This is a genomic window from Bacillus sp. BML-BC051 (assembly GCF_019656175.1).
Lineage (GTDB): Bacteria > Bacillota > Bacilli > Bacillales > Bacillaceae_G > Bacillus_A > Bacillus_A mobilis.
This window is the reverse complement of the sequence record NZ_BPLI01000044.1, coordinates 109,384-132,969: the sequence shown is the minus strand read 5'-3', so window position 1 is coordinate 132,969 and position 23,586 is coordinate 109,384. Positions and strand designations below refer to the sequence as shown.

Here is a 23,586-nt window from a genome sequence, read left to right as displayed (position 1 = left end):
CCTGTCCTTTTTACTTTATTGATTACATTGAAATATCTTTTTGATCTGTCTTATGATATTTTAATAGGCTAAAAGATAAACAAGCGGAACATAAAATAAGAAAAGCAGCGATGATATAAATCGTACGAACACCAAACAAATCGGTAATAATTCCAACGCTAAGCATAGAAAGACCAGAAGCTGTCGAGAGGAGTGCACCATGAGCTGTATACATTTTTGATAGTAAAGTGGGGGCGACACTTAATTGTAGCACTGTCGTTTGAGAAATATCTCTAATTTGATAACAAGGACCCATTAGAACGCATAGAAAAAGCGCAATAAACCCGCTACTTGTCATACCATATAAAAATGTAAGAATACTGAACATAAGAGAGCCTATCGCCATGGAGCGTATTAAATTGTTTTGAATGTATGTACTCATTTTCCACGCTAATATCCCGCCAATTAACGTCCCAACATAATAACTTGTATTAATATATCCCCACCATTCTTCGCCTTTATGAAGGACAGTCGTTACATAAGCCATCGTAATAGCACCGATCCATATCGTCCCTGCGAAAGTTTCAATTAAGTCCATACATGTAACGGTACGGAGAGAAGGATTCCGAAATAAGAGTTTCCAACCTTCCAATAAAGCAGCGCCTTTTGAAGAAGAAGACTCTATTACTCGTTCAGTATGTATGGAACGTAATGAAGCGTGTAGTGCAACACATCCAAAGATCATCAATATGTTATTCATCATAAGTGTAGAAGTGGCGCCGATTTGAAGAACAATAACACTTGTAAATGAATAAGCAGCGGCTTGCGCAATTTGTGTGGAAAAGGAAAAAATACTATTTACTTTTACTAATTTTTCTTTTCGTGTAAGGCGAGGTAGGATACTGTATAATAATGGTGCGCTCCAGCCGCTACATAATGAAATGAAAAAAATGAAAATGAATAGTGCTACAATGTTTGTGGACAAGGCTGGGAATAATATCATTAATAAAAATAATAGAGCAGTTTTTGTCCATTGTAGTGTAAAAAGTAATGAATAAGATGGAAAACGATTCATTATAAGTGGTGCAGATGTATTTGCTATAAGATTAGTTATGACTTGGAGTAATGGAAACAGAGCAGTTAATGTTGCTGATTTCGTTGTGATATACATATGGGTTGTAATAATCATAATGTATACGATGTCAGCGAGAGTAATGCATATTTTTGATCCTAAATAGTAAGTTAATGAACGACTATGCAATAAGCACACCACCTTCTTAAAAAAATATTTCCCTAGCTAGAATAATTATAAATTGAAAATTAAATTTTCGAAAGAATTTCATTTTTTGTCGTTTTTTGAAAGGGATTTTCATGTATAATGAAGAATATATTAATATAGCATTTTAAAAATGCTCATTATAACAGTGAATATGTACAATAGCTTGTAGTAAGCGCCCATGTATAATAAAGGGCGGATAAACCATTCTTTTCTTCATATACATATAGAAAATGAGAAAGAAAGTGAGGGTTGCATATGGCTGCTTGGGTAATATGGTTTATAATAGCTGGTATTTTATTTATTGCAGAAATGTTGTCGATTACGTTTTACATGCTTTGGCTTGGAATTGGAGCAGTTGTCGGAGGTCTTATTGCTTTGTTTGCTCCTGAAGCACTACTGTTACAAGTTGTTGCTGGTGCGATTGTGAGTTTAACATTGACTTTCTTTACAAAAAGAATTTCAAAAAACTTTCGAGAAGCAAAAGGTTTTACTGATACAGTAGATATGCTAGTTGGTAAAAAAGGAATTGTTATGCAAGCGATTACAAAAGAAGCGAATGGTATTGTGAAGGTGGATGGAGATACTTGGACAGCTATCGCAGATGATCCAATTGATGCTGGAGAAAAAGTTATTGTTATAAAGAGGAATAGTACTATATTACAAGTGAAAAAGGAGAGTGAATAAATATGGCAGTAGCATTGACATTAACGATTATTTTCGCACTAATTGTTGTTACATTTATCGCATTAACAATTAAAATTATTCCACAGCAAAAAGTTGGAGTTGTTGAGAGATTTGGTAAGTTTCAGCGTATTATGCAGCCTGGATTAAATTTATTAATACCAATTGTAGATCGCGTTCGTGTATATCATGACTTACGTATTCAACAAACGAATGTACCACCGCAGAAGGTAATTACGAAAGATAATGTACAAGTAGAAATTGATACAATTATTTTCTATCAAATTGTGGAGCCAGAACTTGCGACATATGGTATTTCGAACTATGAATATGGTGTTCGTAACATTACTTCTGCAACGATGCGCCAAATTATCGGTAAAATGGAACTGGATGAAACGTTATCTGGTCGCGAAAAAATTTCAACAGAAATTCGCTTAGCACTTGATGAAGCAACAGAAAAATGGGGCGTCCGTATTGAACGTGTTGAAGTTGTTGATATTAATCCGCCGAAAGATGTGCAAGCATCAATGGATTATGCGGACAAGTATTGGGGAAATGAGAAAATTGATAGATTAATTGCCTAAATTTGTTGATATGAGAAGGATTTTGTAATTTCCTAAAGAATAATAGAATTAGTGATATGATAAGTAACCCTATGGAAGAGGAGTTGCTTTTTTTCGTTTTATGGGGGAGGAAGAAAATGATATATAAAGTTCAAGAAGATAATATACCTTCTATTAATGGAGAAGGGGGATATGAAAGAGTCATTACTATAGTGGTGGAAAATAAAGAAACAGGAAGAAAATATCCTAGTCCTGTAACAGATTTTATTAAAACCATGTATGAGTATAGAGGGAAGTCTTTTAACTATCAAAAGGATGTAGCAACTACCATATGTATGTTTTTAAATTTTATAGGAGATAAAGTAAAAGAAAAGGATAAAACATTTCTTTCTTTAAGCGGCCAGGGATTATATGGATTAAAATACATCCATGGAAGTAGATTTATAACAAGTCTTTCTGTAGAGAGGAAAAACAGAAGAGAGACAGTGGAGAAGAGAGAACTTATTTTAACTTCTTTTTATGAATATTTGATAAAGCATAGCATAATTGAACCTGAATTTGAATTAGAGCGAAAACTCATAAAAGGTTCAAATAAGCAAACATTAGAATCGCCTTTCCGCCATCCTGCATTTAGTACTGTATATCCGTCAAAAAATAAAAAACCAAGCAATACTTTAACACATTTAAATGATAGGTTGATAAATGAGTTCTTGCAATTAGCTAAAGTAATGTATCCATCTATGGTACTAGGTATCTATATGCAAATGTTTGGAGGGTTAAGAAGGGGAGAAGTAGTTAATCTAACCATTGATGCTGTACATCGAGAAAGTAAATCGGTGACATTGGATGTGTTTGATAGACAAGAATTGTTATTTGGGAATGTAAATACTGCACATTCACAGGTAAAGAAAGGGCGTAAACAACCACTATTTTATAACCCTTTATTTGAATTACTATTTGAAGATCACATGAAACATTTGTTAAAGGTAAAGAATAGGCATGAAAAGGCACTCTTTATTAATAAAAAGGGGGAGCCAATGACAGGCGAAGTGTATTCGAAATGGTTTAATGACATTAAAAAAAATTTCATAGCATTGCTTAAACAAAATCCTAGTCGATATGACGATTATCTACTACTTAACGAATCAAGTTGGTCTACACATATAGGTAGAGGAGTGTTCACTAATTTATTATTCACAAAAACAAATTTGTCGCCAGCTCAAGTAGCTGCGGCCCGTGGTGATAGCACATTGGATGCAGTAATGTCATATGTAGATCAATTAACAATTAAAGAACAATTATCAGACGCAATTAATAATTTACCTCTAGTTGAAATCTATGTAGAGGATTGAAAAGGAGCGGAGTAATGGGGAGAGTTTACATCGAACTAAAAGAATTGTTAACGAATCCAAAATATGAACATATTCAAAGTAAAAAGTCTAGAAAGCAACTTCAACGCTTAATTGTAAAAGACTTAGTGAAACATAAAGATAGTAAAATAGAATTAAGTAGTTTAGAAGCATTTATAGAAGAAGAAGAGGACATTATTCAAAATCATTATAACCTTAAAGAAGCAACAAAGTTGCTAGGGATAAGAAGTGCGAAGGGAGATAAAATAGACGAAATTTTTAGTAACTTAGGATTGCCGATTAAAATTATTAATTATGCTATTCCTCCTTTTATGAATCTTAGAAAATTTATAAAAAAAGAAGTTCTTCATCATTTCTTAAAACAGCATACAGCAAGATCGAGATTAATGGAACTGTTCCCTAATGTAACTTCTAGTGAATTAAATCATATTGAGAAAAAATACGATATTCATCCAATCAAAGTTAATATAAAACTCTTTTTTTATCAAAATGTAGATTTTAATCAAATTAGAGAAGAATTGATTAGAAAACAAAAAGAAAAGGAATTATCAATTTCAAAACATTTTATAACAAAAAAAGAGGCGTTATCCTTATTGAATATGACAGAAACACAGTTTAGAAACATGTTGTTAGAAAATCCAGTACATTCGGTAAATCCAACTAGTCAAGGCGTTTCTTATCCAAAAGAAGAAATACAACAACATGTTCAAAAACGAGAGGAATTTTGGGACAACCATTATACTTACCCAGAAGCCTTGGAGTATCTTGGTTCAAGAAATGCTTTAGACTATCCTTGTTCATTAGAACGTCATAAAATTCCAACATATGCCCGTTATAAGGGATTATCAACTATTGAACATTCATTCTTAAAACAAGACATTGAGAATCGAAAAGAACAGCGTCAATTAGAACAACAGGTAGACAATACTTGGTTAGAGAGTCCATTTGCAACCTTTAAGTATAAACTAGAACTGTTAGGAGTTTCTTTTCATAAGGAGACAACATATACAAAAGAAAAATGGCTTACTCATGTTTCTGAAATACTTCATACTTCTCATGCGGCCGAATATACAATGAATCGGAAAATTAAGGAATTCGTAAAAGTAACGCAACTTATTATTGAACTTCTAAAGGAGAATGAAGTAAAAGAAATTTATGCTCTTACTTCTAATGATATTAATTTATTTATGAATCGTAGTATGGATGATTCGACTCCAAGAAGAACTATTTTGTGTAAGTTTTTGGAAAAGGTGAATTATGATTTAGTTGGAGATGAGAATACGAAAAAAGTGTTCAATATAAGTAAAATCAACATACCAAAACAAAAGAAAAAAGATCCCTTGAGTGAAGGGGACCGAGAAATATACAAATACGAGACATATAAGGAATTAAAGAAACATGTAAATAAAATTAAATTTCATGTACAAGAAAGTGTTCGTAAGTTGGTTGAAGAAAATGATATTACATATGCTTCGACATGGTTGTATGTAATTATTCATTTAAATAACGCGTGGAGGCATGGAGATGTAACATCCTTTAAGCGAATAGATTTGACGAATGTACATATTCCCAGCATTCAGGACATGATTAATTATGAAGTTGATTTCCAAACGGCCCGTTTAATTGTAAATCGAGTGCGACAACATGAACTACTTATTTCTAAGACGCAAGTGAAAGGATATTTTATTTGTTCTGACGATTTAGCAGAAGCATTTGCTACAGTAGTTTTACTATTAGAATCTTATTATCAAGAACAAGGATCGGATTATCCATTTTTAATAAACTTTAACACGAAAAATAATGTGTTTACTGATCGACATCATAAAGCGTTCTTTTCGAATTTTAAATATAAAGCTAATTTCTCTTTTTCATCAAGAAAAATGAATGAAACACTAATGACAATTATTTATATTCTTCTTGCACAACAAGAGAGAGGCGAAAAATCTGCAACATTGGTGAAGTTAATGAGAAGACATAAGGATATAGAGTCTATTAAACATTATGTTCATATTCCAAAGGAAGAATTTCATCTTTTAACTAAACAACTGTTTCAAAGAGGAGAGTTCGGATTTATTCCTGATCTTTTTCTTGAGAAGGTATTAGGAAAATCATCAGATAGAGAAAAAAGAACTAACGAAATTATGGAATTAACCCAAAAATTTGGTGACATATTTAAGCTTGAAGCAACTGCAGGGTTTATGAATAAGTTTGATGAGAAGCAACGATCGGTAGCGGATTATATTAGAGGGAAAACATTAGAAGAAGCAAGAAGAGAATTACATTTATTGTATACAGAACAACTATCAAGTCGAAATGAGAATATACACTGTTTATTTGGAGAGTCTGGTTGTAGAAATATGCATCTAGAAAGCTGTTTTCATTGCCCTTATGCTATCCCAACCTTTTATGCATTAAGTTCACTTGGTGAAAGTATTGTTGCAAGATTGAAAGATTTTATGAATGAAACGAATAAAGGAATGAAATTAAAAAAATCAAATCTTATTCATTTGGAATTAAAGATATTATCAGCAGCGATAAAAGAATTCGGAAAGGAAATAGTTTATGATTTTATAAAATCAGATGCAAAAGAATTTCGTGCACTTGTCAATCAAGTACCTTATCCACAAGAAATTGACTCTCGTTTTATGATTTCATCAAGTGAAAGGAAGTGAAAAATATGCAGGATGCGGAGTTTGATTTTTTTGATTATGAGATAGACTTTGATAGCTTCTCAGATGAACGTTTTGATTTGAAGGAAAGTACAGAAGAAGCAAAAACTATTTATGAAAGTTTAGTTGAAGAAGGTATTGTTTTGCAGGGAGATTTTGAGGGATTGATTTGGATTTGGTTGATGGAAGAAAGAGCGGAAAGAGCTCATTTTAACTTTGAAAGATTACAGAATATAATCAAATTTCAAAGTCATATTTCAGAGGATTTTGTACTTATCACTAAGTGTTGGATTGTTAGCTTGAGTCAACAATTTTCAATTAAACACATTCGTAGTATATATACAAATCTTTTGGGATTTTTAAAAATCACAAATTGCTTTAAAGCTTCAACTGATGAAGTAGAAGAAAAAATCCGTGATTTAGCTGAAGGTTCTAAGTCTAAGAGGGACAAAGTGACAAGTTGGTTGTATTTTCTTGATTTTTGTGAAATAGAACAATTACAGAACTATAAAGACCTATTTATTTCTTTAAAAAACAGTCTTTCCCCTAAAACAGGAGTAAGAGAGCTACCTAAAGCAATAGACGTTTTTACGTTGGCTAATTGTGTAGAGAAATATTTTAAAGAGGATTTGTCAAAAGAAGACCTTTTATTTTTTCTGCCAGTAAAATTATGGTGGAAAATAACAAACATTATACCTATGCGTCCTATAGAATTCTGCAATATAAAACGGGATTGTATTAATCGTGATGGGGATCGCTTTTTTTTACGGCTACCTCGCAGAAAAAGAAATCCTAATTTCGAAAAAAAGAGGTTAGGTGTATCTGATATTTTAGAAATAAATAAAGAAATGTATGAATTAATTCACGATTACATTCAATTGACAGAGGGTTTTGGGAAAACAAAAACACTTATCTCTTATCCTTCTATTGTATTCGCTTCTAAAAAATTCAAATTACCAGGCCGAGAAAAGAAATTATACAATGAAATTTTTAATACAGGAGCCTTATTCACATTGTTAGGAAGATTTTATGAAGATGTAGTGTTTAAAAAATATAAATTATCAGTAGAAAGAAAAATAAATTTAAACGATACTCGGCATATTACGTTTACGTCATTGCTTCTTCAAGGAATATCGCCAATTGAAATTGCACGATTAGGTGGACATACAACATTAGAAGCGCAATACCATTATCAACAAAACGTTGGGTTTTATGTGAATACAGAAATTTATAAACTGGCGAAAGACGGTATAAAAGGATTAGATTTTGAAGATATAGTAATAAGAGAAAAGATAAGCAATATGCCTGTTTCTCCCCCAGTTCCTTTAAATGAATGTGTTGAAATGAATTTAGGTTATTGCACAGATTTATCAATGCCTTGTGAACATTCTACACACTGTGTATTTTGCTCCAAATGGTGGGTGGAACCAAATCGAGAAAATATTGAAAAACAAAAAGAAATAATACGTCAAGAAACTATTAAACCTTCTATAGAAAAAATTAAAGAAAAGGCAACATTTATTTCTCAAATGCATCGAGAACTTAAATTAGAGGGCTTTGGTAAGGAAGTTGATACAAGACCACATACAGAAAGAAAAATAAATGAACAAGCAAATGAATTAAATGCTTTAATACAGCAGTTATTTATAGCAATAAAGTCAAATGAAGACTTATTAGAGGTAAGTAATTTAATTGAGAAAGAGGAAGAAAAATGGCTAGAAAATCAATAGTATTCGATGAACAAGAGTTACATGAAATTATTCAATTACGATTAAAGGAATTGAATGGTAACCATTTAAAGCTAACATATAACAGTGTGTTTCAATTAAACAAACAATTGGTAAAAGAGAAAAAATTACGGGCTAATGGTGTCCCGTTTAAAGCGTACTCTCAGGATTTTTGGTCGAAGGAATATCGAGGTTCGCCATATAAAGGGAAAGAGCTAATCGACGAAATGAAAAATAAAACATTAATTGAAGTGGCTGATGGTAGTTTTGGAAAGGATTTTGTTGATATCGCAAAATTAGTAGATGATTATCATACTAACCCGCAACAATTAGCTAAACAAATTATGCGTATAATGGAGAAAGATAGAAAATCGATCAAAGAATTAAACAAAGAAAATGTAGAACTTTCAAAAGAAAAACATAAACTTCAAGAGGAAATCGAACAACTCCAAAAGGGGATCATAACACTTTTTCATCATAGCAAATCGCATAAAAACTCTCTTGTCAATGTTATGAACATGGGGAAAACGGCTGATCCTGTTGTGAAGGATGTATTAATGTCTATGTTTGCTGGTGATATGACTCTTCTTTATGATTTTAATGATAATGAAAAAAAAGAAGAAATGAAAGTAGTCCCTTTAAAAGAAAGTGGTACTATTGCAGACGATTATGGTTTTTAAAAAGGAAGAGGGTATTAGCGAAATACCAAATGACAAAAGAGCCTGGAAGTTTCCAAGCTCTTTTTATTTGTGTAATGTTGATAAGTCCTATTAGCAAAATAAAATTATAATCTAATTATACATTTAATCTTGCATTCCATCTGTAATCCATTTATCAAAATTTGATTGAACTACTGTGCCATGATAGTACGTTCCATAAGAAGTGTCGTATTTTCTTGTCCACCATTTCTCTACATCGTCATCAGGTTGTAATCCTTTTTGAACATCTATGTAATTTGAATAGAACAAACTAGACATTACAATTGGCTCAATACCATTTTTATTGCCTAAATCAGATAATTTAGCTGCTTTAGCTACAGATTCACCAATCCAAACTAAGTTGTTAATTCCAGAGGATTTTCGGCCCGCTTTAACAGCTAGTGTTTCATTTGTTGCTAAACCAATTCCAGCTTTTATGGTAGGAAGATTTCTTTCCGCTAACAGTTTATTCAGCATTCTCATATAAGTATTTATATGGAAAGCTCGATTTGCAACGTCGTAAATATCTCCTGTAAATTGAGTTGAATATACAGCAAAAACACAGTCTCCGCGTATTCCAATTTCTTTTAAATCATTATCAGTATCTTTTCTCAAAATTTCTATTATTTCAGAAGTAAATCCTCTAATTAATTTTGCTATATCTATATCGTTCTTTCCTGAAAATAAAGTTGTCGAGTCTCTTAAGTCTACAAAAATAGCACTGGCCCATGCTTTATAACCGTTAGTATAAGTGAAATCCTTATCTTGTGGGAATTTACCTACTACATTTACTTTGTCGGTGTTATCAAGAATTTCTTCTACTTTTTTCTTACGTTCCTTATAATCATAATTTGTAAATTTCATTACTTAAACCCCCCTAACATTACTAAAATCATTCCAATTACATATAAAATTAGTACACCTGCAATTCCTAGAGCAGCACATTTAATTCCTTTACTGTAATAAGAATACTTAATTGTACAAATTTTTGCGTTTACATAGATTTGTGAAAGAATATCTGCTATTTCATCATCGTCTTCAGAGTTATTCATTTTATCTTTAAATTCTCGGAAGTTATTTTTAGCTATACTTTCGAAAAAATAAAGTGAATCATTATAAATGCCTTCATATGCTAGTGTATCTTTGCTTAACCGAGGAACGAGTACTCTAACTAAGCAATAAACTCCATATATAAAAATAACCCACGAAATAACAAATAATAATAGATATAAAAGATTTGCAAAATTAATGTGTTGAAGGGGCTGTGAAAGAATCTGTTTTAACATTTTAATAGAGTTCTCTGATGTAAATATTGTAAGAAATACACCAAGTACTGCAATTACAATAGATGCTTTAGTATCACAACTTTTAATCCAGTCGAGATGTCGATCTAAACGTTCAGTCAGATTGCTTTTATCTAAAGAATTATTTCCTGCCATAAACATTCACCTCCTATTAGCTTATTATTTGTATTATATAATATCTTTAAGAAGATTTAACAACATTTAACAGCATTTACAGTGACTTTATTTAATTCTTATTGATTCTATAAAAATTTGTCTCTTAATTTTAAAGCTACGTTAACAAGCGCGATTAAAACTGGTACTTCTACTAATGGGCCGATTACAGCTGCAAAAGCCGCACCTGAGTGAATGCCAAATACTCCAACCGCGAAAGCGATAGCTAATTCAAAATTATTACTTGCTGCTGTGAATGATAAGGAAGTCATAACGGGGTAACTTGTTCACATTTTCTTAGATAAGAAGAACGAAACAAAGAACATTAAGATAAAGTAAATAAGTAATGGGATTGCAATTCAGACAACATCCATTGACAGCTAAACAATCATTTCGCCTTTAATAGAGAACATTACAACAATCGTAAATAGTAAAGCGATTAAAGTTAATGGACTAATACGCGGGACCACAGTTGATTCATACCATTCATGTCCTTTTGTTTTTTGTTTTATAGGACGTTTTAAGAATAGGAATAAAACACTACATACAGTTTTGTGCTTGTTGTTTTATTTCAATATACAGTTTACAATATTTTTAGGTATTTAATGGAAAGATTATAAGTTTAATAGAGAAAATTTATCGTAAAGGGGAAAACGGTTTGGAGAATATTGAGTGGTTAATAAAATATGAACGTGAAAGCACAAGGCTAGATTTTAAAAGAGAACAATATAAAAAAGAAAAAAACAAAGATTTAATTAAGGATATTATGTCGATGGCTAATGCACCAATTGACGGTAAAAAATACATTGTTGTTGGTGTTAAAGATAAAACAGATGGAGAGAAAGAATATCATGCAATTCAGAAAGAGGAATTTATAGATCAAGCAACTTATGAACAGATTATTCGAGAAAACATCGAACCTTCTATTGAGTTTTCATATTCTCCACTTGAAGTAGGGGGGAACTTATTAGGTATATTTGAAATTGGTCCTTGTAATAATCCTCCTTATATGATGAAAAAAGATTTCCAAAGTTTAAAAAAAGGAGATTGTTACATTAGAAGAGGTAGCCAACAAGATCGATTAACAAGAAGAGATTTAGATGAATTATTAACGTTTCGATCAAATCAGTATTTTAATGGGAAAATTTCAGTTGGTTTCAATGAAGCATTTGAGGATAAAATAATTATAGAAGGAATAAAAGAAGTTAAATTTCCGTCTGAATTAGCTAAACAAAGAATTGAGGGTGAATTAAATAGGAGAGAAAAAGAAGGGGAAATGGAAATAGATGGTTTTGATAGTATGATATTTTCGCCTTTTCAACCAACACCTTATGAGGAAAGAAGTACGGAAAAGCTAAGAGAAAATTTAAAAGAGGTAAAAAAAGATTATTATCAGCACGACTGTTATTATGTAGGTGAAGAAATTTCAAAAAAAATAAATATTATTCTTCGGAATAATGGTGAGCGATATTTAGAGGACGTATCTATTCGAGTGACAATTCCGAGAGAAGAGGGAATAATTGTAATGGAAGAGATTCCTTCAGAACCGCCTAAGGGAAGGGATATATTTCATGCGGCTATTTCTAATGTAGCAATTAATACTGTTTTGCATTATCCGAATGTTCAAAAGGAAGAAAAGTATTTTATTGTTGAAGCAGATGTTGGAGCTCTTAAACATCAACAGAACACAGAAGTTTTTGCAGAAGAATTAAGAGTTGCTTTTGGGCCAAGAGCCTGCGGGAAAAATTTAAATTGGGAGTATACAATATATGCTAAAAATCTTCCTAAGCCAATTACTGGCGAACTGAGAATAGAAGTTGTATAAAGGTTTTGTGTAGAATATGTTAAAACCGTTAAGAAGCGTAATTTAGAATAGTTGAATTAATAATAATATTGAGAGGGATTTAATATTATTGACCGATTTTTACTGGGAAATCGGTCATCTTTTTTGTATGGATTTTAATATTACTTAGAACTTATTCGTGTTTAATGAAAAATGAGAGAGTGTAAATAGAGGTGTGAAGGTTAAATGAGAAATGTGAGCTTCAAGGATATTAGTACTAAAGGTTTTAAAGTAATAAAAAGTTTTGGTATAGAAACAATTATATTAAGTATTTTAGTTACTATATCATTAATAACTTTGCATTATTTTGCAAAAATTCAAAGTCCATCTGCATTAGTGTGGAATCGAGTAATTGATTTTGATTGGACTGGAATTTGGGCGTTTATTTTGTATTTATCAGGAGTGCTTATTATATTATTGGGAATAAAATATAAAGTTTTTTTCTATGGGATAAAAGATAAAATTCATTATTTTACATATGTAACCATTATTGATAAAGCTTTAGCTAGCTTGTTCATAGGATTAATAATTTATAAAGTTATTACAGTTTTTGGAGTGGAGAAATTAAGCTTTATAGTCGAATATTATGTGTTATTAGTTCTTATATTTGCTTTTATAGTTAGTAGAATTAATAAAATAATAAGTAATGTTGCTAGAGAGAAGATTCCTCAACACTTTGCGGTAGACAACCCAGCTACAGAAGATTTACTGAATAGAAAAAACACTGTTACTAGTTTATCTAATGCGATAAAGGGTGTTAATGTTAAAGGATCATTTGTTATTGGGATGTATGGTGAATGGGGAGAGGGGAAAACTACTATACTAGATATGATTGAAAAGGATTTAGGTGACGGGAAAGACTACATTCATGTAATCCGCTTCGAACCTTGGTATTTTAAATCTATAGATTCGATTATAAAAAATTATTTTGATTTAATCTGTGAAAGTTTAGGGAAAAAGATGATGACATTGGATTTGATGATGTTAATTTCTGATTATCGAGATTTGCTTCTTGATTCAATTGAAGGATTTAAAATTAAGAAAGTTATTTCAATGGTTATTCCTGACTTCACTTCTAGACAAAATGTAAATACGGTGAAAAATAAAATTGAAGATAAACTAAAAAAACTAGATCAAAAAGTTGTTATTTTTATAGATGATTTGGACAGGATGGAAAGAGAAGAGATATTATTGATTTTCAAAATGGTTAAACTGTTTTCAGATTTTGATAACTTTATTTACATTTTATCCTTTGACAAAAAACGAATAGAGAGAATACTTTGGCGTGAAATGAAATCGGATAAAGATTATTTAGATAAAATTATACAAGTAGGTTTTACATTGCCTAAAGTTCCTCATGGAACGTATGAAACCATTTTGATAGACCATCTTAATAATTTCATAAAAGAAAGAGAATTAACTATAGATAGAGAATCGAAAGAGAAAATTCAAAGCAGTCTCCAAAGTATCTCTGCTCTATTCGATGATGTAAGGAAAATTAAACGATTTTATAATTTATTGAATATAAAATCTGCCATGATGGGGAAAAATATTAGTTTTTATGACTTTTTAATCATTACTTTAATTGAATTTTCATTTCCAGTTCAGCATAGAGAGATTGTAAGGAATAAAAATAAATTTGTTTATTATTTCTCGAATTTAGCTTCTCAGATTTCAAATACAAATATCAATGAAAGTAGAAAAGAATATTATAATGGGTTCTTTTCTAAAGTGGCAAATGAAGAAAAACGGGAAATATTGAAAATAATAATGAGTTCTATATTTACCTCAGTGAAAAATTACAAAAATGGGTACGCTAATTTAGTGAGTACTGGTGCAAATTATGATTCCATTCCTAGAAAATCAATTGAAGATGATCAGTTCTTTGATTTTTATTTTACCTTTGAGAAAACTGAATACATGATTTTAAATGATAAAATTGAAGAGTTTTTATTGGTTTTAAGTAATGAGAGTGATAAAACTAATTTCAAATTCGTTGACTTATTCAATGGAATGAATTTAGCGGAACAAGTTCAATTCTTCAAAAATATTAATGGGTATTTAAAAGATATGGATACATATTCTCATTCGAGGTTGGCACAAATACTTTACAGTAACTCAACAATGTATAATGATACAGATGCTGATTTTATGGATTTATCTGTATACAGCCATGCTACAGCAACGATAGCAGAAATAATTAACCTGGTTAAGACCAATGAATTAAAAAAGGCTTTATTAGAAGATATTATTACAAAATGTGTTGATTTGGAATTCGTAAGAGGAGTCCTGTATTTTGCTGAAAGACAAGCAGAAAATATGGGATACGAGAATATTGTGAAGGATTGCAAAAATCTATTCAAAACAAAGTTGCAAAAGAAATATATTGATTTTGGTGCTAACATTTTTGTAGACAATCAAAAGAAACATGGAATGTGGGTTTTAATGGAGTATATAGATAATATAGAAGATGTTGTAAAATACTACTATAAATTACTGGAAATGGACGAAAGAAATATCATAAAGTTTCTTAGTATTTTCCAAGTAGGAGTTAATGTATACCAAGGGGGTAAGGGGTGGAAAGAAATACAATTCAATGATAAAGAATTTAATAAGCATTTTGATAAAGAAAAAATTAAAAAATATGTTGAGGTATATGAAGCGAGCAATAATACAATGACAGAAGAAGAAACCCAAATATTGAATTTGTTTAATGAATTTTATAATAACAATCGAGAAGTATATGTAACTAGTTAAAAGGACGGTACAGCAATCGTAAGGAAGGTATCAGAATATGGTACCTTTTTTATAATGTTTCAGTAAATTACCCTAACTATTTACGTTCACATAAAATGGATCGTTCTATGGGGTATCGTGAAGTAGGCATATTTGAAAAACAAGGAAAATTAGATGGAGAATTTGTTGATGTTATGGCGATGGAGAAAAACATTGGTTTATAGAATATAAATAAACACTCTAAAAAGCAGAAATATATGAGTTCCTAACTGACGTTAGGGGGGAGTAATAAAAAAATGACTTCGGATAATGTGATTCGGAGGCATTTTTTTATAAATCTTTGTATCCTAATTCTCTTTTTAATCTAGCTGTTTTTTCTTGCAGGACTTTTAGTTTGTTTTCAAATGCTTTTTGTTCTTGTTCTCTTTTTTCTCGTTGTAGTTTTACCGATTCTGCAATTAAAGGGGTAGAACCACACGCTTATTAAACTAAAATTTAAATATGAGAAATATATGGTAAATAATCTGATCGTTTTCTGAATAAAAAATAATATTAAATCCATGTATTTAATGTGATATTATATATTGAACTCTTTAGAGAATTATCATTTATACTAATATTTAGGAGGACTTATGGGTAACCGAAATAATAATGAAACACCAAATAAAATGGAAATCGTGGTCATGATTTTAGGGTTAGTTTTACCGATTTTCCTTCCAGCCTTTTTAATGCTAACATTGGGCAAATGGATGCCAGATGAAATTGCATACCCTGGAGTAATTTCATTATTCATTTTATCTTTCGAATTATTCATCGTAGCGGCTATTTTCACAAAGATTTTAAGTCAATGTGGATTACCTGAAAAGAAATTAGAGGAATTAGGCTTTTTAGGTTTTACAATCTCAATAGTTTCAACCTTCCTTTCAACATATGTAGGATACTTTGCAATTGCAAAGATAGGTTTAACTTCAGTTGAATTATCTCCTCATGGTATTTTAATTGTAGCGATTGTATCCACAATTATTTTAACTATTTTATTAAAGGTACTGGAAAAATTTGATACAGATACAAATGGTTAATAGATATTACAACGTTAATGTTTTTGGACAAGAAAAAAATACTTGTCCTATCGGTCGCATATATAAAAAACATAAAAAAATCAAAATGCCTTCGAATCGTTTCATTCGGAGGTTTTTTGATTTCGATCTTTGTATCCCAATTCTCGTTTTAATCTATCTGTTTTTTCTTGAAGGACTTTTAGTTTTGCTTCGAACTCTTCTTGATCTTGTTTTCTTTGCTCTCTTCTCAGTTTTACATAGTCTGCAATCGTAAATGTTTTTAGTTCTTCTAGTTCGTCTTGTTCTTCTTCAAATAAACACATAAAAGACCCTCCCAGTAAAGCATATACAGGATTTTCACTGTCCATTACATTATATGTAATGGACAGTGAAAAGTGTCCCAGTGTTATTGCAGGATACACGACATCCACTAACAGTATATGTAGGGTATCCAAGTTAAATGCAGGATGCACCCATAATAGTATATGTGTATTTGTACTTAAAATGTGCTTAAAAGTGAGTTGAAAATAAGTGTTTTAAGAGCGAGCAGCCAAGAGGATTTGCTTAGTAGTCTAAAAGTGTAAATATAAATATTTCAGAGGTGTTTGTATGGAGAAGCATCTTTATTAATTGTGAACAATTCTTAGAATTTAATACAGGTTAAATTTTAAATTTAAGAATAGGCAAATTAGGGTGTCCATTGAAAGTTTGCTTGCCGAGAATAGGATGTACTATTTCCCTAATGTCCTAATGAAAATGTTAGGGAAATAGTACATCATTGTTGGTATAACAACATTTAGTGGATTTTCCTAACTATTTACGTTCGCATAAGATGGAAAAACAAATGAAAGCAGAACGTAACAAACGTGCAATCATATTAGAAGCCGAAGCCGCAAAACAAGATAAAGTCCTTCGTGCTGAAGGGGAAAAGCAAAGTAAAATATTAATGGCTGAAGGGGACAAAGAAGCACGTATTCGAGAAGCCGAAGGTATAAAAGAAGCAAAGGAACTAGAAGCGCAAGGGGAAGCAAGAGCGATTGAGGAAATTGCAAAAGCAGAACAAAATCGAATTGAATTACTTCGTGCAGCAGATTTAGATGAACGCGTACTTGCTTATAAATCATTTGAATCATTGATTGAGGTTGCGAAAGGACCAGCAAATAAAGTCTTTATTCCGTCTAATGCAATTGAGACGCTTGGTACTCTTGGGGCAATTGGAGAAATCTTTAAAGAAAAACAAGCGAAGAAGTTGCCTTCTTCAGATACACCAAAAGAACAATAAGAGTGAAAAAGAGAAATGGGATGCCATTTCTCTTTTTATTTTTGGTTCGTGTAATAATAGTGGACAGTGTTTATCATTGTTTGGATGCACAGCGTTGTAATTAGTTGCCTAGCTGTTTATAAGTAATATTTCTCGACGTTTTTAATTTCATACTAATATTTAACAGAAAGTAAAAAATATTCAAAATAAACGCTTTAAATATTTGTGATTTGTAATATATTTTAAATGTCTTAGACGATTTTACATGTAAATATTTATCAAAAGTAGAAAAGAAAGAGTAGTTATTAAGTAGTATAGAATTGAGGGGAATTTGTGAAAAAGGGAATTATTATTTTGATAGGGATTATGATTGTGTGTATGGCTGCATTTTTTCTGTATCAATCACAGGGGGGAAAAACGAATACAGAACAAAAGCGAACTGAGCCGAAGAAAACAGAACTGAAAAAAGATGAACAAAAAACAACTGTGGATGTGGAGGAATCGGTTGCAAATACAATAGCTAAGGAACTTATTCCAAATCCTAAAGAAGTATCGTTGAAACCTGGTGAAGAAAAGAGCGTCACTTTATCTTTAAAATTATATGATGAAAATACAACGAAAGAAAATACGTTTAACCTAGGAGTAGATGAAGTAGAATTTCTATCCGTTAAATCTAGAAACGATGATGTTGCAGAGGCGAATATAATGAAAAATGGACAAGTGAAAATTATTGCAAATGAGTCTCCATCACAAAAAAGTACGGAAATTGAGATCGCTTATAGAAATAAAAAGAAAAATAGAGAATCAACAGTAAAGATACCTATTACAATTAACACCCAGCAAACAAATGTAATACAAGGATTAGAAGGTTATTGGCGCGATGAAAATAATAAAAAATTGTTTGTGAAAATAAATAAGAAAAACTCAAAAAATATAGAGTTTCAAGCGTTTGATCTGTATGAAATCTGGTATACAGGTGATGTTCAATTTAATGCATATAAGCAAAAAGAATTATCCGGAAAAATGAAGTATACACAGGTGTACGCACAAGATGGAGATATACCACCAGATGAAGAATTCACACTAGTGAAAGTTAGTGTAAACAAAATTATTGTGCACAAAGGGAAAGATATATTGAATTTGATGAAATCGTCTAAACAAGAATTCGAACAAGCACAGCAGTTAGTTCCTGTTGGAGGGGATCAAGGCACCAATACACAACCAAAACAAGATAATAATGCAAAAACAAGTCAAAATAACAAACCAAATGGAGAGTATTATAATATCCAAAGTGAAGATAAACTTCTTGTCAGTGCTTTGTTTACCATGATTGATGATGAAAATGCAACAATCCAAGTAGAACAGCGGTCTAATAATAGTAACGGAATAACAACTTCAATGATGGGGATATTTACATCGAATGCTATAAAGCAAAATGATTCCACATGGTCATTCACATGGGTTGATAACTTTGAAACCAAAGGAACAGGTACTATTACATTCCAAGAAGGCAACGTAACGTTAGACTTAAAAGGAAATCGAAATAGCATTGAAGGAAGAGGAATCATAGCTCAAAACGTAAAACTTAAAAAGGACTAGTAAAAAACAGCACAGCCAAGAATTCTAAAAGACGAGGAAAGTCCAATCTTATACGTATAGATAGGAGTTTTCTTATTTGATTCTTTTGGAATAATTGTAGGTTTAGGGTGTTTGGAAAAAGTAAGTACATAGAATTATTTACCATAATGAGGTGGATCAAAGTTTGATTTAATTATTTTTTAAGAAAATCATTTAATGGAGATTCCGTATGCGGTGCGCTTTTGGGGAGAGATTTGTTGAATAAAAGAATACAAATCAACATGCTAGATGGAGGAATATTAGAAAGTACATGTATACAAGGGGAAGGAGATTGGTTATATGAGCAAAGGCTGGTTTTTACTTATTGTAATACTGATTTCATTATCAGGATGCGGTGAAAAACAACAAACCATCGAGGAGAGAAAACCGAAGGAGCAATCGGTATCAAGTAGTGAGGAACAACAAACTGAATCGAGTAGTGAAAAGTCACAAACTGAAGAAAGTAAACCGAAGGAGCAAGCTACATCAAGTAGTGAGAAACAACAAGCTGAACAGAATAAACCTAAGGAGCAGACTGTTGCAGGTAATGTAAAACAAAATACAGAAGAAAGTAAGCCTACAGATTCTAGTGGTGTTAAACAGGTTGAAAAAGAGAGTAAAACTAAAGCACAAACTGAATCAGCAGGTAAAACAGCAGATGATGATAATCAAGTCAGGATTGGGGAGAATGGAGAGTACATTATAGATTTTGAAATAGAAAAAGGGACTAATAAAGTGATTTGGCATATTCCAGGGGCGGATGGACTTTTACAAATGTCAGTAGGGCAGACGTTAAAACTCCACCATAAGAATATGGACCCAGATCAGCCGCTTAAAATCTTAGTAAGTGCGGATACGTTAAGTATGGATGAAGTTCCTCATGAAGGCAGAGTTGCAATACCTGTTGAGGAATATACATTACATGCTATTAAGAAAGGTCAGGCCGTAATTACTATTGCTCCTAATGCTGATTTGAAATTTGGAGATGAATTCGGAATTAATATTAAGTAAAACAGCAAACAGTGGAATTATAATTCCGCTGTTTATTGTGTCTACACGTTTTATTGATAGAAAAAAATGATATATATTTCTATCGTTTTTCTTATATGTGTCTTTTTTTCTAAGAAAAATAATAATATACATTTATTTTTTGTAATATATTTCTTATGATATGTAAGAGAGGAAAACAAGGGGGAAGAATTTATGTGGGTAATATTAGCAACAATTATACCGATCATTTGGTATTACTTTGATCTACCAAGCGCTGCAATCATAGAATATAGTTGTATTTTAATTATTGTGATTTCTACAATTGTATACAAAAATGTAAAAAGTGTATTGTTTTTTTTAGGTACTGTTTTGTTATTCTTGGTGGCTGTATCTATTTCGATTCTTTTTGGTGCTTTTGCCATCTTGCTTGCATTATTTGCAGCAGGAATATTGTATGATACAACGAGAAAAAAAGAACAAAATGATAAAAGGAATTATGGCGGAGGTTTTAACAGGTTCTGTTTTTATTTCATATATGAGGTATAAACGTGAAGAACGATTTGATACTCAAAAACGAGAACAAATAATAGCACTTATGAAAAAAGTTAGATTGGACTATGGTTCTTCTATTCAAGCGCTATACAATACTAGGTGTTTTTCTTGGAGAAATCGAAAGATTCAAGCGGAGAGCCATTGGATGGTAACTGAGAGACAAGAAGTATTTTTTCAAAGCAAATTGAAAGAGTTGGATGTGTTCGCCGCGTTGAGTACGAATGCCCTAGAGAAAGTAGAGAGTCAACTTTCAGATATTGAAAATACGAATATACCTTACCTTAAACGAGAATTTTACAATCTTTTGAACGATCTTAATATAGATATAGATGTATTAGATGTATATCAAGGTATGCACAAGCGTCTTCCTTCTCAATTAAAGAGCATTAGAGAGAGTTATAAAGAAAAAATAAACATAATTGGAGCCGGTAACCGTGGTGAGAAGCGAGTGAATGACGAGCTTGATCAATTTGATGGTTTTAGCAGATATATGTCTAATCTTCGTTTAGAAGTAAATGGTCAGTCGATAGAAACGGACAATGTTTTATTTAGTACAAAAGGAATTTTTCTATTTGAAGTGAAAAACTTTTCCGAGAACGGAAAATACGGATTGAGAATTACTAAAGATGGACAATGGCAACGTGTAGAGAGTGATGGTTCCGTTATGCCGATGAAATCGGATGTGACAGCGCAGCATAACCGTCATGTTCTACTTATGGAAAAAATGATTCGTGAACAATGGAGACAATTGTACAGTGAAGACGCTCCTTTTATAAAGCTTAGTCCACTCATTGTTATAGCGAATGATAAGATTATGATTGAAAATCAAACAGATTTGGCAATTATTCGTATCTCTCAGATTTATCATCATGTTCAAAAGTCGAATGAGTATTTATCACAAGATACGTTATCGAAACTTTGGAACATCTTAGAAACAAATAAACTCCCGCTTAAAGAATATCCTGTACAAGATTATTCAAAAGATTTAGCGGAATATTATAAGGTGATGTGCCAGTTAGAAAAGTTATGTGAAGAAATAGCTGAAGCTTTGTCATATATTTTAATAATGGCGCAATCAAATATGCGTATTACAGAAAAAGCTGTGTAGTTTATGCACAGCTTTTTTCGTTGTAAGGAGGGGTATTCCTGTAAAAATAACTAGCAATCTATGTGAGGGTAACCACCTTGAAGCAGGTGGTATTGGCACTTTCAGTTCCTTCATGATATCCATAAACTAAAATCTGTTAACTCCACTTTTAATACGAAAAGACGTAGTTCTAAGTGGATTTTTAATTGTTGTTTAGAGTGAAATTAAACCAATTGTTCTAAAAAATCTTCGTTTTAGTTCATATTAATGGTTATATAATGAAATGTTTTCTCTTAGGATAAGAAATAGAGAAAATTACAAAGGGAAAAATCAGGAGAGGTGGAATGCAATTGAGTAAAAAAGCGTTATTTGTAATTGGGGTTGCTGCAATTCTAGCATTATCAGCATGTAGTGATGAAAAAACACAACCTTTAATCAATGTGGATGAAGTAAAAAAGGGGAAAAGTAAAAAAGAAGCAAAAGAAACATCCAGCAACAAATCAGGATTCAACGTTATTGAACAACAAAAAAAGTTTGGCGGAGGAACTTTCAATATTGATAACACCAAAGACGACGTTGGCGCGATTGACGTTACAGAACTAAAAGACGGGATCTTTCTAACTGTTAACAATATAAACGACTATAAATATATTATCGGTGACAAGAAAAAATGGAAGAAAGATTTAACTTTAAACTATTCTGATTACAGTAATGACCTAAAAGGAAACAAGACGTTCTCACGTAAAGATGAGACTTTAACAATAAGGGAATATTCTTTCCACGATGAAACAGGAGAAAATAAAACACCTAATGGAATTCAGATTCCTGAGCAAGAAGCTATCACTCCGATAAAGACATCCCAAGGGGTTGGAGTAATCATTAAAGATTTCAAATCTTATACAGTCAAAATATATGTAGATGACAAGGTAGTTGGAGAATTCAAGGAACAGAAAGATACTTTTTCTGAGAATAACAATGATCGCCCTGAAGAGTTTTCCTACTATTTTGATGTGAAAAATCAAAAGTTATATTTTGCGGATTCAAAAGCGGATAGAAGTTACATTTCTCAAATAGATGTTAAAACTGGGAAACCATTGTTCAAAGATGGTAAGGTGAAATATATTATGTCTACACCAAGTGTTAAAATTCTAGGCGGTAAGAACGGTAACATTTTCTTAATGGAGGAAAAAGACAATGTAACGATCGCTGCATACGATAAGAACTTAGACCCATTAACACAGAAATTTACCGTCCCTGTAAAGAATCCAAACCTTGCTACGTTCACAGTATCTGGTGATGAATTACATTTTTATAGTGCATATACTTATGAACTTGAACCAATGTTAGAGTTAACTAGAGTTTCTATACCTTCCTTCGGTAAGAAATAATGAAAAGGTAAGAGAATGGAAGTCTCAAAAACTCTTGCGGATATAAGCAAGGGTTTTTGTTATTATTTCTAGAAAACAAAAATCCACACATCGGAAGTATCATACCGCAAAAAACAATTATTATTTTAAAACCAGTTATTTTTTTACATACAATTTAGGTATATCAACACAATCAAAAGGTGATTTAAGTTGATGTTGATTTATTGTTTAGAAAAGAGTTAAGGAGATAGTTCTAAGTGAATATTATGATAGTACATATTGCTCAAGTAATGCTTTTTACCTTTATAAAATTACGAATAGAGTGATAAAGTGATAGGTTTCTAACACATTTGTATTAAATTGTAGGATATTGATAAAAAACAAAAATGTATATTTATTTTTTGTAATATATTTCATATGATTTCTAAGAGAGGAAAATAAGGGGGAATTTTATGTTAGTAATATTAGCGACAATAGTAGCATGTATTTGGTATTTTTTTGCGCTGCCAAATGCTACAACTGTAGTATTGGTCTGTGGTTTAACTATTGTGCTTTCTACAATTGTAAAAAGAAATGTAAAAAGTGTGTTGTTTTTTTTAGGTACAGTTATCCTATTCTTTGTTGCGTTATCTAATTCGATTCTTTATGCCGC

General features: G+C 31.4%; 17 protein-coding genes and 4 pseudogenes. 16 read left to right on the top strand and 5 right to left on the bottom strand.

Annotated elements, in window-relative coordinates:
* Nucleotides 1-22: 22 nt before the first annotated feature.
* Entirely contained in the window at nucleotides 23-1,240 is a 1,218-nt protein-coding gene (locus tag K5S59_RS18575; protein ID WP_120449883.1) for an MFS transporter, read from the bottom strand.
* Between the two features lie 273 nt (nucleotides 1,241-1,513).
* Here K5S59_RS18575 and K5S59_RS18570 point away from each other — a divergent pair, with 273 nt between their 5' ends.
* The 6 genes and pseudogenes from K5S59_RS18570 (at nucleotide 1,514) to K5S59_RS18545 (ending at nucleotide 8,948) form a co-directional block, all read left to right on the top strand.
* A complete protein-coding gene (locus K5S59_RS18570; RefSeq protein ID WP_000741981.1) occupies nucleotides 1,514-1,942 on the top strand; it encodes an NfeD family protein in 429 nt (142 codons plus the stop codon).
* Between the two features lie 2 nt (nucleotides 1,943-1,944).
* Nucleotides 1,945-2,502, top strand: a pseudogene (locus K5S59_RS18565) (SPFH domain-containing protein); the annotation flags it as partial.
* Nucleotides 2,503-2,639: 137 nt separating this feature from the next.
* Nucleotides 2,640-3,854, top strand: a complete 1,215-nt coding sequence (locus tag K5S59_RS18560) for a site-specific integrase (protein WP_186369154.1) — start codon at nucleotides 2,640-2,642, stop codon at nucleotides 3,852-3,854.
* A gap of 14 nt (nucleotides 3,855-3,868) precedes the next feature.
* Nucleotides 3,869-6,544, top strand: a complete 2,676-nt coding sequence (locus K5S59_RS18555; RefSeq protein WP_144534391.1) for a hypothetical protein — start codon at nucleotides 3,869-3,871, stop codon at nucleotides 6,542-6,544.
* Between the two features lie 5 nt (nucleotides 6,545-6,549).
* Complete coding sequence (locus tag K5S59_RS18550; RefSeq protein WP_144534390.1) at nucleotides 6,550-8,271, top strand: site-specific integrase; 1,722 nt, start codon at nucleotides 6,550-6,552, stop codon at nucleotides 8,269-8,271.
* On the top strand, nucleotides 8,253-8,948 hold the full coding sequence (locus K5S59_RS18545; RefSeq protein WP_144534389.1) for an FtsB/FtsL family cell division protein: 696 nt from the start codon (nucleotides 8,253-8,255) through the stop codon (nucleotides 8,946-8,948). Before K5S59_RS18550 ends, K5S59_RS18545 begins: the two co-directional genes overlap by 19 nt.
* A 123-nt stretch (nucleotides 8,949-9,071) precedes the next feature.
* Here the strand turns inward: K5S59_RS18545 and K5S59_RS18540 are convergent, their stop codons facing one another.
* The 3 genes and pseudogenes from K5S59_RS18540 to K5S59_RS18530 form a co-directional block, all read right to left on the bottom strand.
* Nucleotides 9,072-9,830 (bottom strand): adenylate/guanylate cyclase domain-containing protein, encoded by a 759-nt coding sequence (locus tag K5S59_RS18540; RefSeq protein ID WP_144534388.1) that lies wholly within the window; start codon nucleotides 9,828-9,830, stop codon nucleotides 9,072-9,074.
* Entirely contained in the window at nucleotides 9,830-10,405 is a 576-nt protein-coding gene (locus K5S59_RS18535) for a Pycsar system effector family protein (RefSeq protein WP_144534387.1), read from the bottom strand. Before K5S59_RS18535 ends, K5S59_RS18540 begins: the two co-directional genes overlap by 1 nt.
* 107 nt (nucleotides 10,406-10,512) lie before the next feature.
* Nucleotides 10,513-10,926 (bottom strand): annotated as a pseudogene (locus tag K5S59_RS18530) (arsenic resistance protein); the annotation flags it as partial.
* Between the two features lie 155 nt (nucleotides 10,927-11,081).
* On the opposite strand from K5S59_RS18530, the gene K5S59_RS18525 reads away from it, so the two are divergent.
* The 4 genes and pseudogenes from K5S59_RS18525 (at nucleotide 11,082) to K5S59_RS18510 (ending at nucleotide 16,081) form a co-directional block, all read left to right on the top strand.
* Nucleotides 11,082-12,248 carry an ATP-binding protein gene (locus K5S59_RS18525; protein WP_144534386.1) on the top strand — a complete coding sequence of 389 codons (1,167 nt, stop codon included), beginning with the start codon at nucleotides 11,082-11,084 and terminating at the stop codon, nucleotides 12,246-12,248.
* Between the two features lie 204 nt (nucleotides 12,249-12,452).
* A complete protein-coding gene (locus K5S59_RS18520; RefSeq protein WP_144534385.1) occupies nucleotides 12,453-15,023 on the top strand; it encodes a KAP family P-loop NTPase fold protein in 2,571 nt (856 codons plus the stop codon).
* Between the two features lie 101 nt (nucleotides 15,024-15,124).
* Nucleotides 15,125-15,226: pseudogene (locus K5S59_RS18515) on the top strand (arsinothricin resistance N-acetyltransferase ArsN1 family A); the annotation flags it as partial.
* Between the two features lie 408 nt (nucleotides 15,227-15,634).
* Nucleotides 15,635-16,081, top strand: a complete 447-nt coding sequence (locus tag K5S59_RS18510; RefSeq protein WP_144534384.1) for an epimerase — start codon at nucleotides 15,635-15,637, stop codon at nucleotides 16,079-16,081.
* Between the two features lie 101 nt (nucleotides 16,082-16,182).
* Here K5S59_RS18510 and K5S59_RS18505 read toward each other — a convergent pair whose 3' ends face one another.
* Nucleotides 16,183-16,383 carry a hypothetical protein gene (locus K5S59_RS18505; protein ID WP_144534383.1) on the bottom strand — a complete coding sequence of 67 codons (201 nt, stop codon included), beginning with the start codon at nucleotides 16,381-16,383 and terminating at the stop codon, nucleotides 16,183-16,185.
* Nucleotides 16,384-16,892: 509 nt separating this feature from the next.
* Between K5S59_RS18505 and K5S59_RS18500 the strand changes: the two are divergent.
* The 6 genes and pseudogenes from K5S59_RS18500 to K5S59_RS18475 all read left to right on the top strand — a co-directional run.
* A pseudogene (locus K5S59_RS18500) lies at nucleotides 16,893-17,342 on the top strand (SPFH domain-containing protein); the annotation flags it as partial.
* A 312-nt stretch (nucleotides 17,343-17,654) separates the two neighbouring features.
* On the top strand, nucleotides 17,655-18,920 hold the full coding sequence (locus K5S59_RS18495; RefSeq protein WP_000715298.1) for a hypothetical protein: 1,266 nt from the start codon (nucleotides 17,655-17,657) through the stop codon (nucleotides 18,918-18,920).
* A 318-nt stretch (nucleotides 18,921-19,238) separates the two neighbouring features.
* On the top strand, nucleotides 19,239-19,949 hold the full coding sequence (locus tag K5S59_RS18490) for a hypothetical protein (RefSeq protein WP_098872360.1): 711 nt from the start codon (nucleotides 19,239-19,241) through the stop codon (nucleotides 19,947-19,949).
* A 192-nt stretch (nucleotides 19,950-20,141) separates the two neighbouring features.
* Nucleotides 20,142-20,474, top strand: coding sequence for a hypothetical protein (locus K5S59_RS18485; RefSeq protein WP_174718025.1), 333 nt, complete (start codon nucleotides 20,142-20,144; stop codon nucleotides 20,472-20,474).
* Complete coding sequence (locus K5S59_RS18480; protein ID WP_120449887.1) at nucleotides 20,383-21,588, top strand: nuclease-related domain-containing protein; 1,206 nt, start codon at nucleotides 20,383-20,385, stop codon at nucleotides 21,586-21,588. The genes K5S59_RS18485 and K5S59_RS18480 overlap by 92 nt, the downstream gene beginning before the upstream one ends.
* A gap of 323 nt (nucleotides 21,589-21,911) precedes the next feature.
* Nucleotides 21,912-22,955, top strand: a complete 1,044-nt coding sequence (locus K5S59_RS18475) for a hypothetical protein (protein ID WP_001177199.1) — start codon at nucleotides 21,912-21,914, stop codon at nucleotides 22,953-22,955.
* Nucleotides 22,956-23,586 lie beyond the last annotated feature (631 nt).

Bases quoted from the DNA above. Each gene is read 5' to 3' on its own strand.
- K5S59_RS18510 (WP_144534384.1), top strand. From the start codon at position 15,635: ATGGGTAACCGAAATAATAATGAAACACCAAATAAAATGGAAATCGTG.
- K5S59_RS18490 (WP_098872360.1), top strand. From the start codon at position 19,239: ATGAGCAAAGGCTGGTTTTTACTTATTGTAATACTGATTTCATTATCA.
- K5S59_RS18520 (WP_144534385.1), top strand. From the start codon at position 12,453: ATGAGAAATGTGAGCTTCAAGGATATTAGTACTAAAGGTTTTAAAGTA.
- K5S59_RS18560 (WP_186369154.1), top strand. From the start codon at position 2,640: ATGATATATAAAGTTCAAGAAGATAATATACCTTCTATTAATGGAGAA.
- K5S59_RS18480 (WP_120449887.1), top strand. From the start codon at position 20,383: ATGATACAACGAGAAAAAAAGAACAAAATGATAAAAGGAATTATGGCG.
- K5S59_RS18485 (WP_174718025.1), top strand. From the start codon at position 20,142: ATGTGGGTAATATTAGCAACAATTATACCGATCATTTGGTATTACTTT.
- K5S59_RS18545 (WP_144534389.1), top strand. From the start codon at position 8,253: ATGGCTAGAAAATCAATAGTATTCGATGAACAAGAGTTACATGAAATT.
- K5S59_RS18475 (WP_001177199.1), top strand. From the start codon at position 21,912: ATGCAATTGAGTAAAAAAGCGTTATTTGTAATTGGGGTTGCTGCAATT.
- K5S59_RS18550 (WP_144534390.1), top strand. From the start codon at position 6,550: ATGCAGGATGCGGAGTTTGATTTTTTTGATTATGAGATAGACTTTGAT.
- K5S59_RS18570 (WP_000741981.1), top strand. From the start codon at position 1,514: ATGGCTGCTTGGGTAATATGGTTTATAATAGCTGGTATTTTATTTATT.
- K5S59_RS18555 (WP_144534391.1), top strand. From the start codon at position 3,869: ATGGGGAGAGTTTACATCGAACTAAAAGAATTGTTAACGAATCCAAAA.
- K5S59_RS18540 (WP_144534388.1), bottom strand. From the start codon at position 9,830: ATGAAATTTACAAATTATGATTATAAGGAACGTAAGAAAAAAGTAGAA.
- K5S59_RS18535 (WP_144534387.1), bottom strand. From the start codon at position 10,405: ATGGCAGGAAATAATTCTTTAGATAAAAGCAATCTGACTGAACGTTTA.
- K5S59_RS18505 (WP_144534383.1), bottom strand. From the start codon at position 16,383: ATGTGTTTATTTGAAGAAGAACAAGACGAACTAGAAGAACTAAAAACA.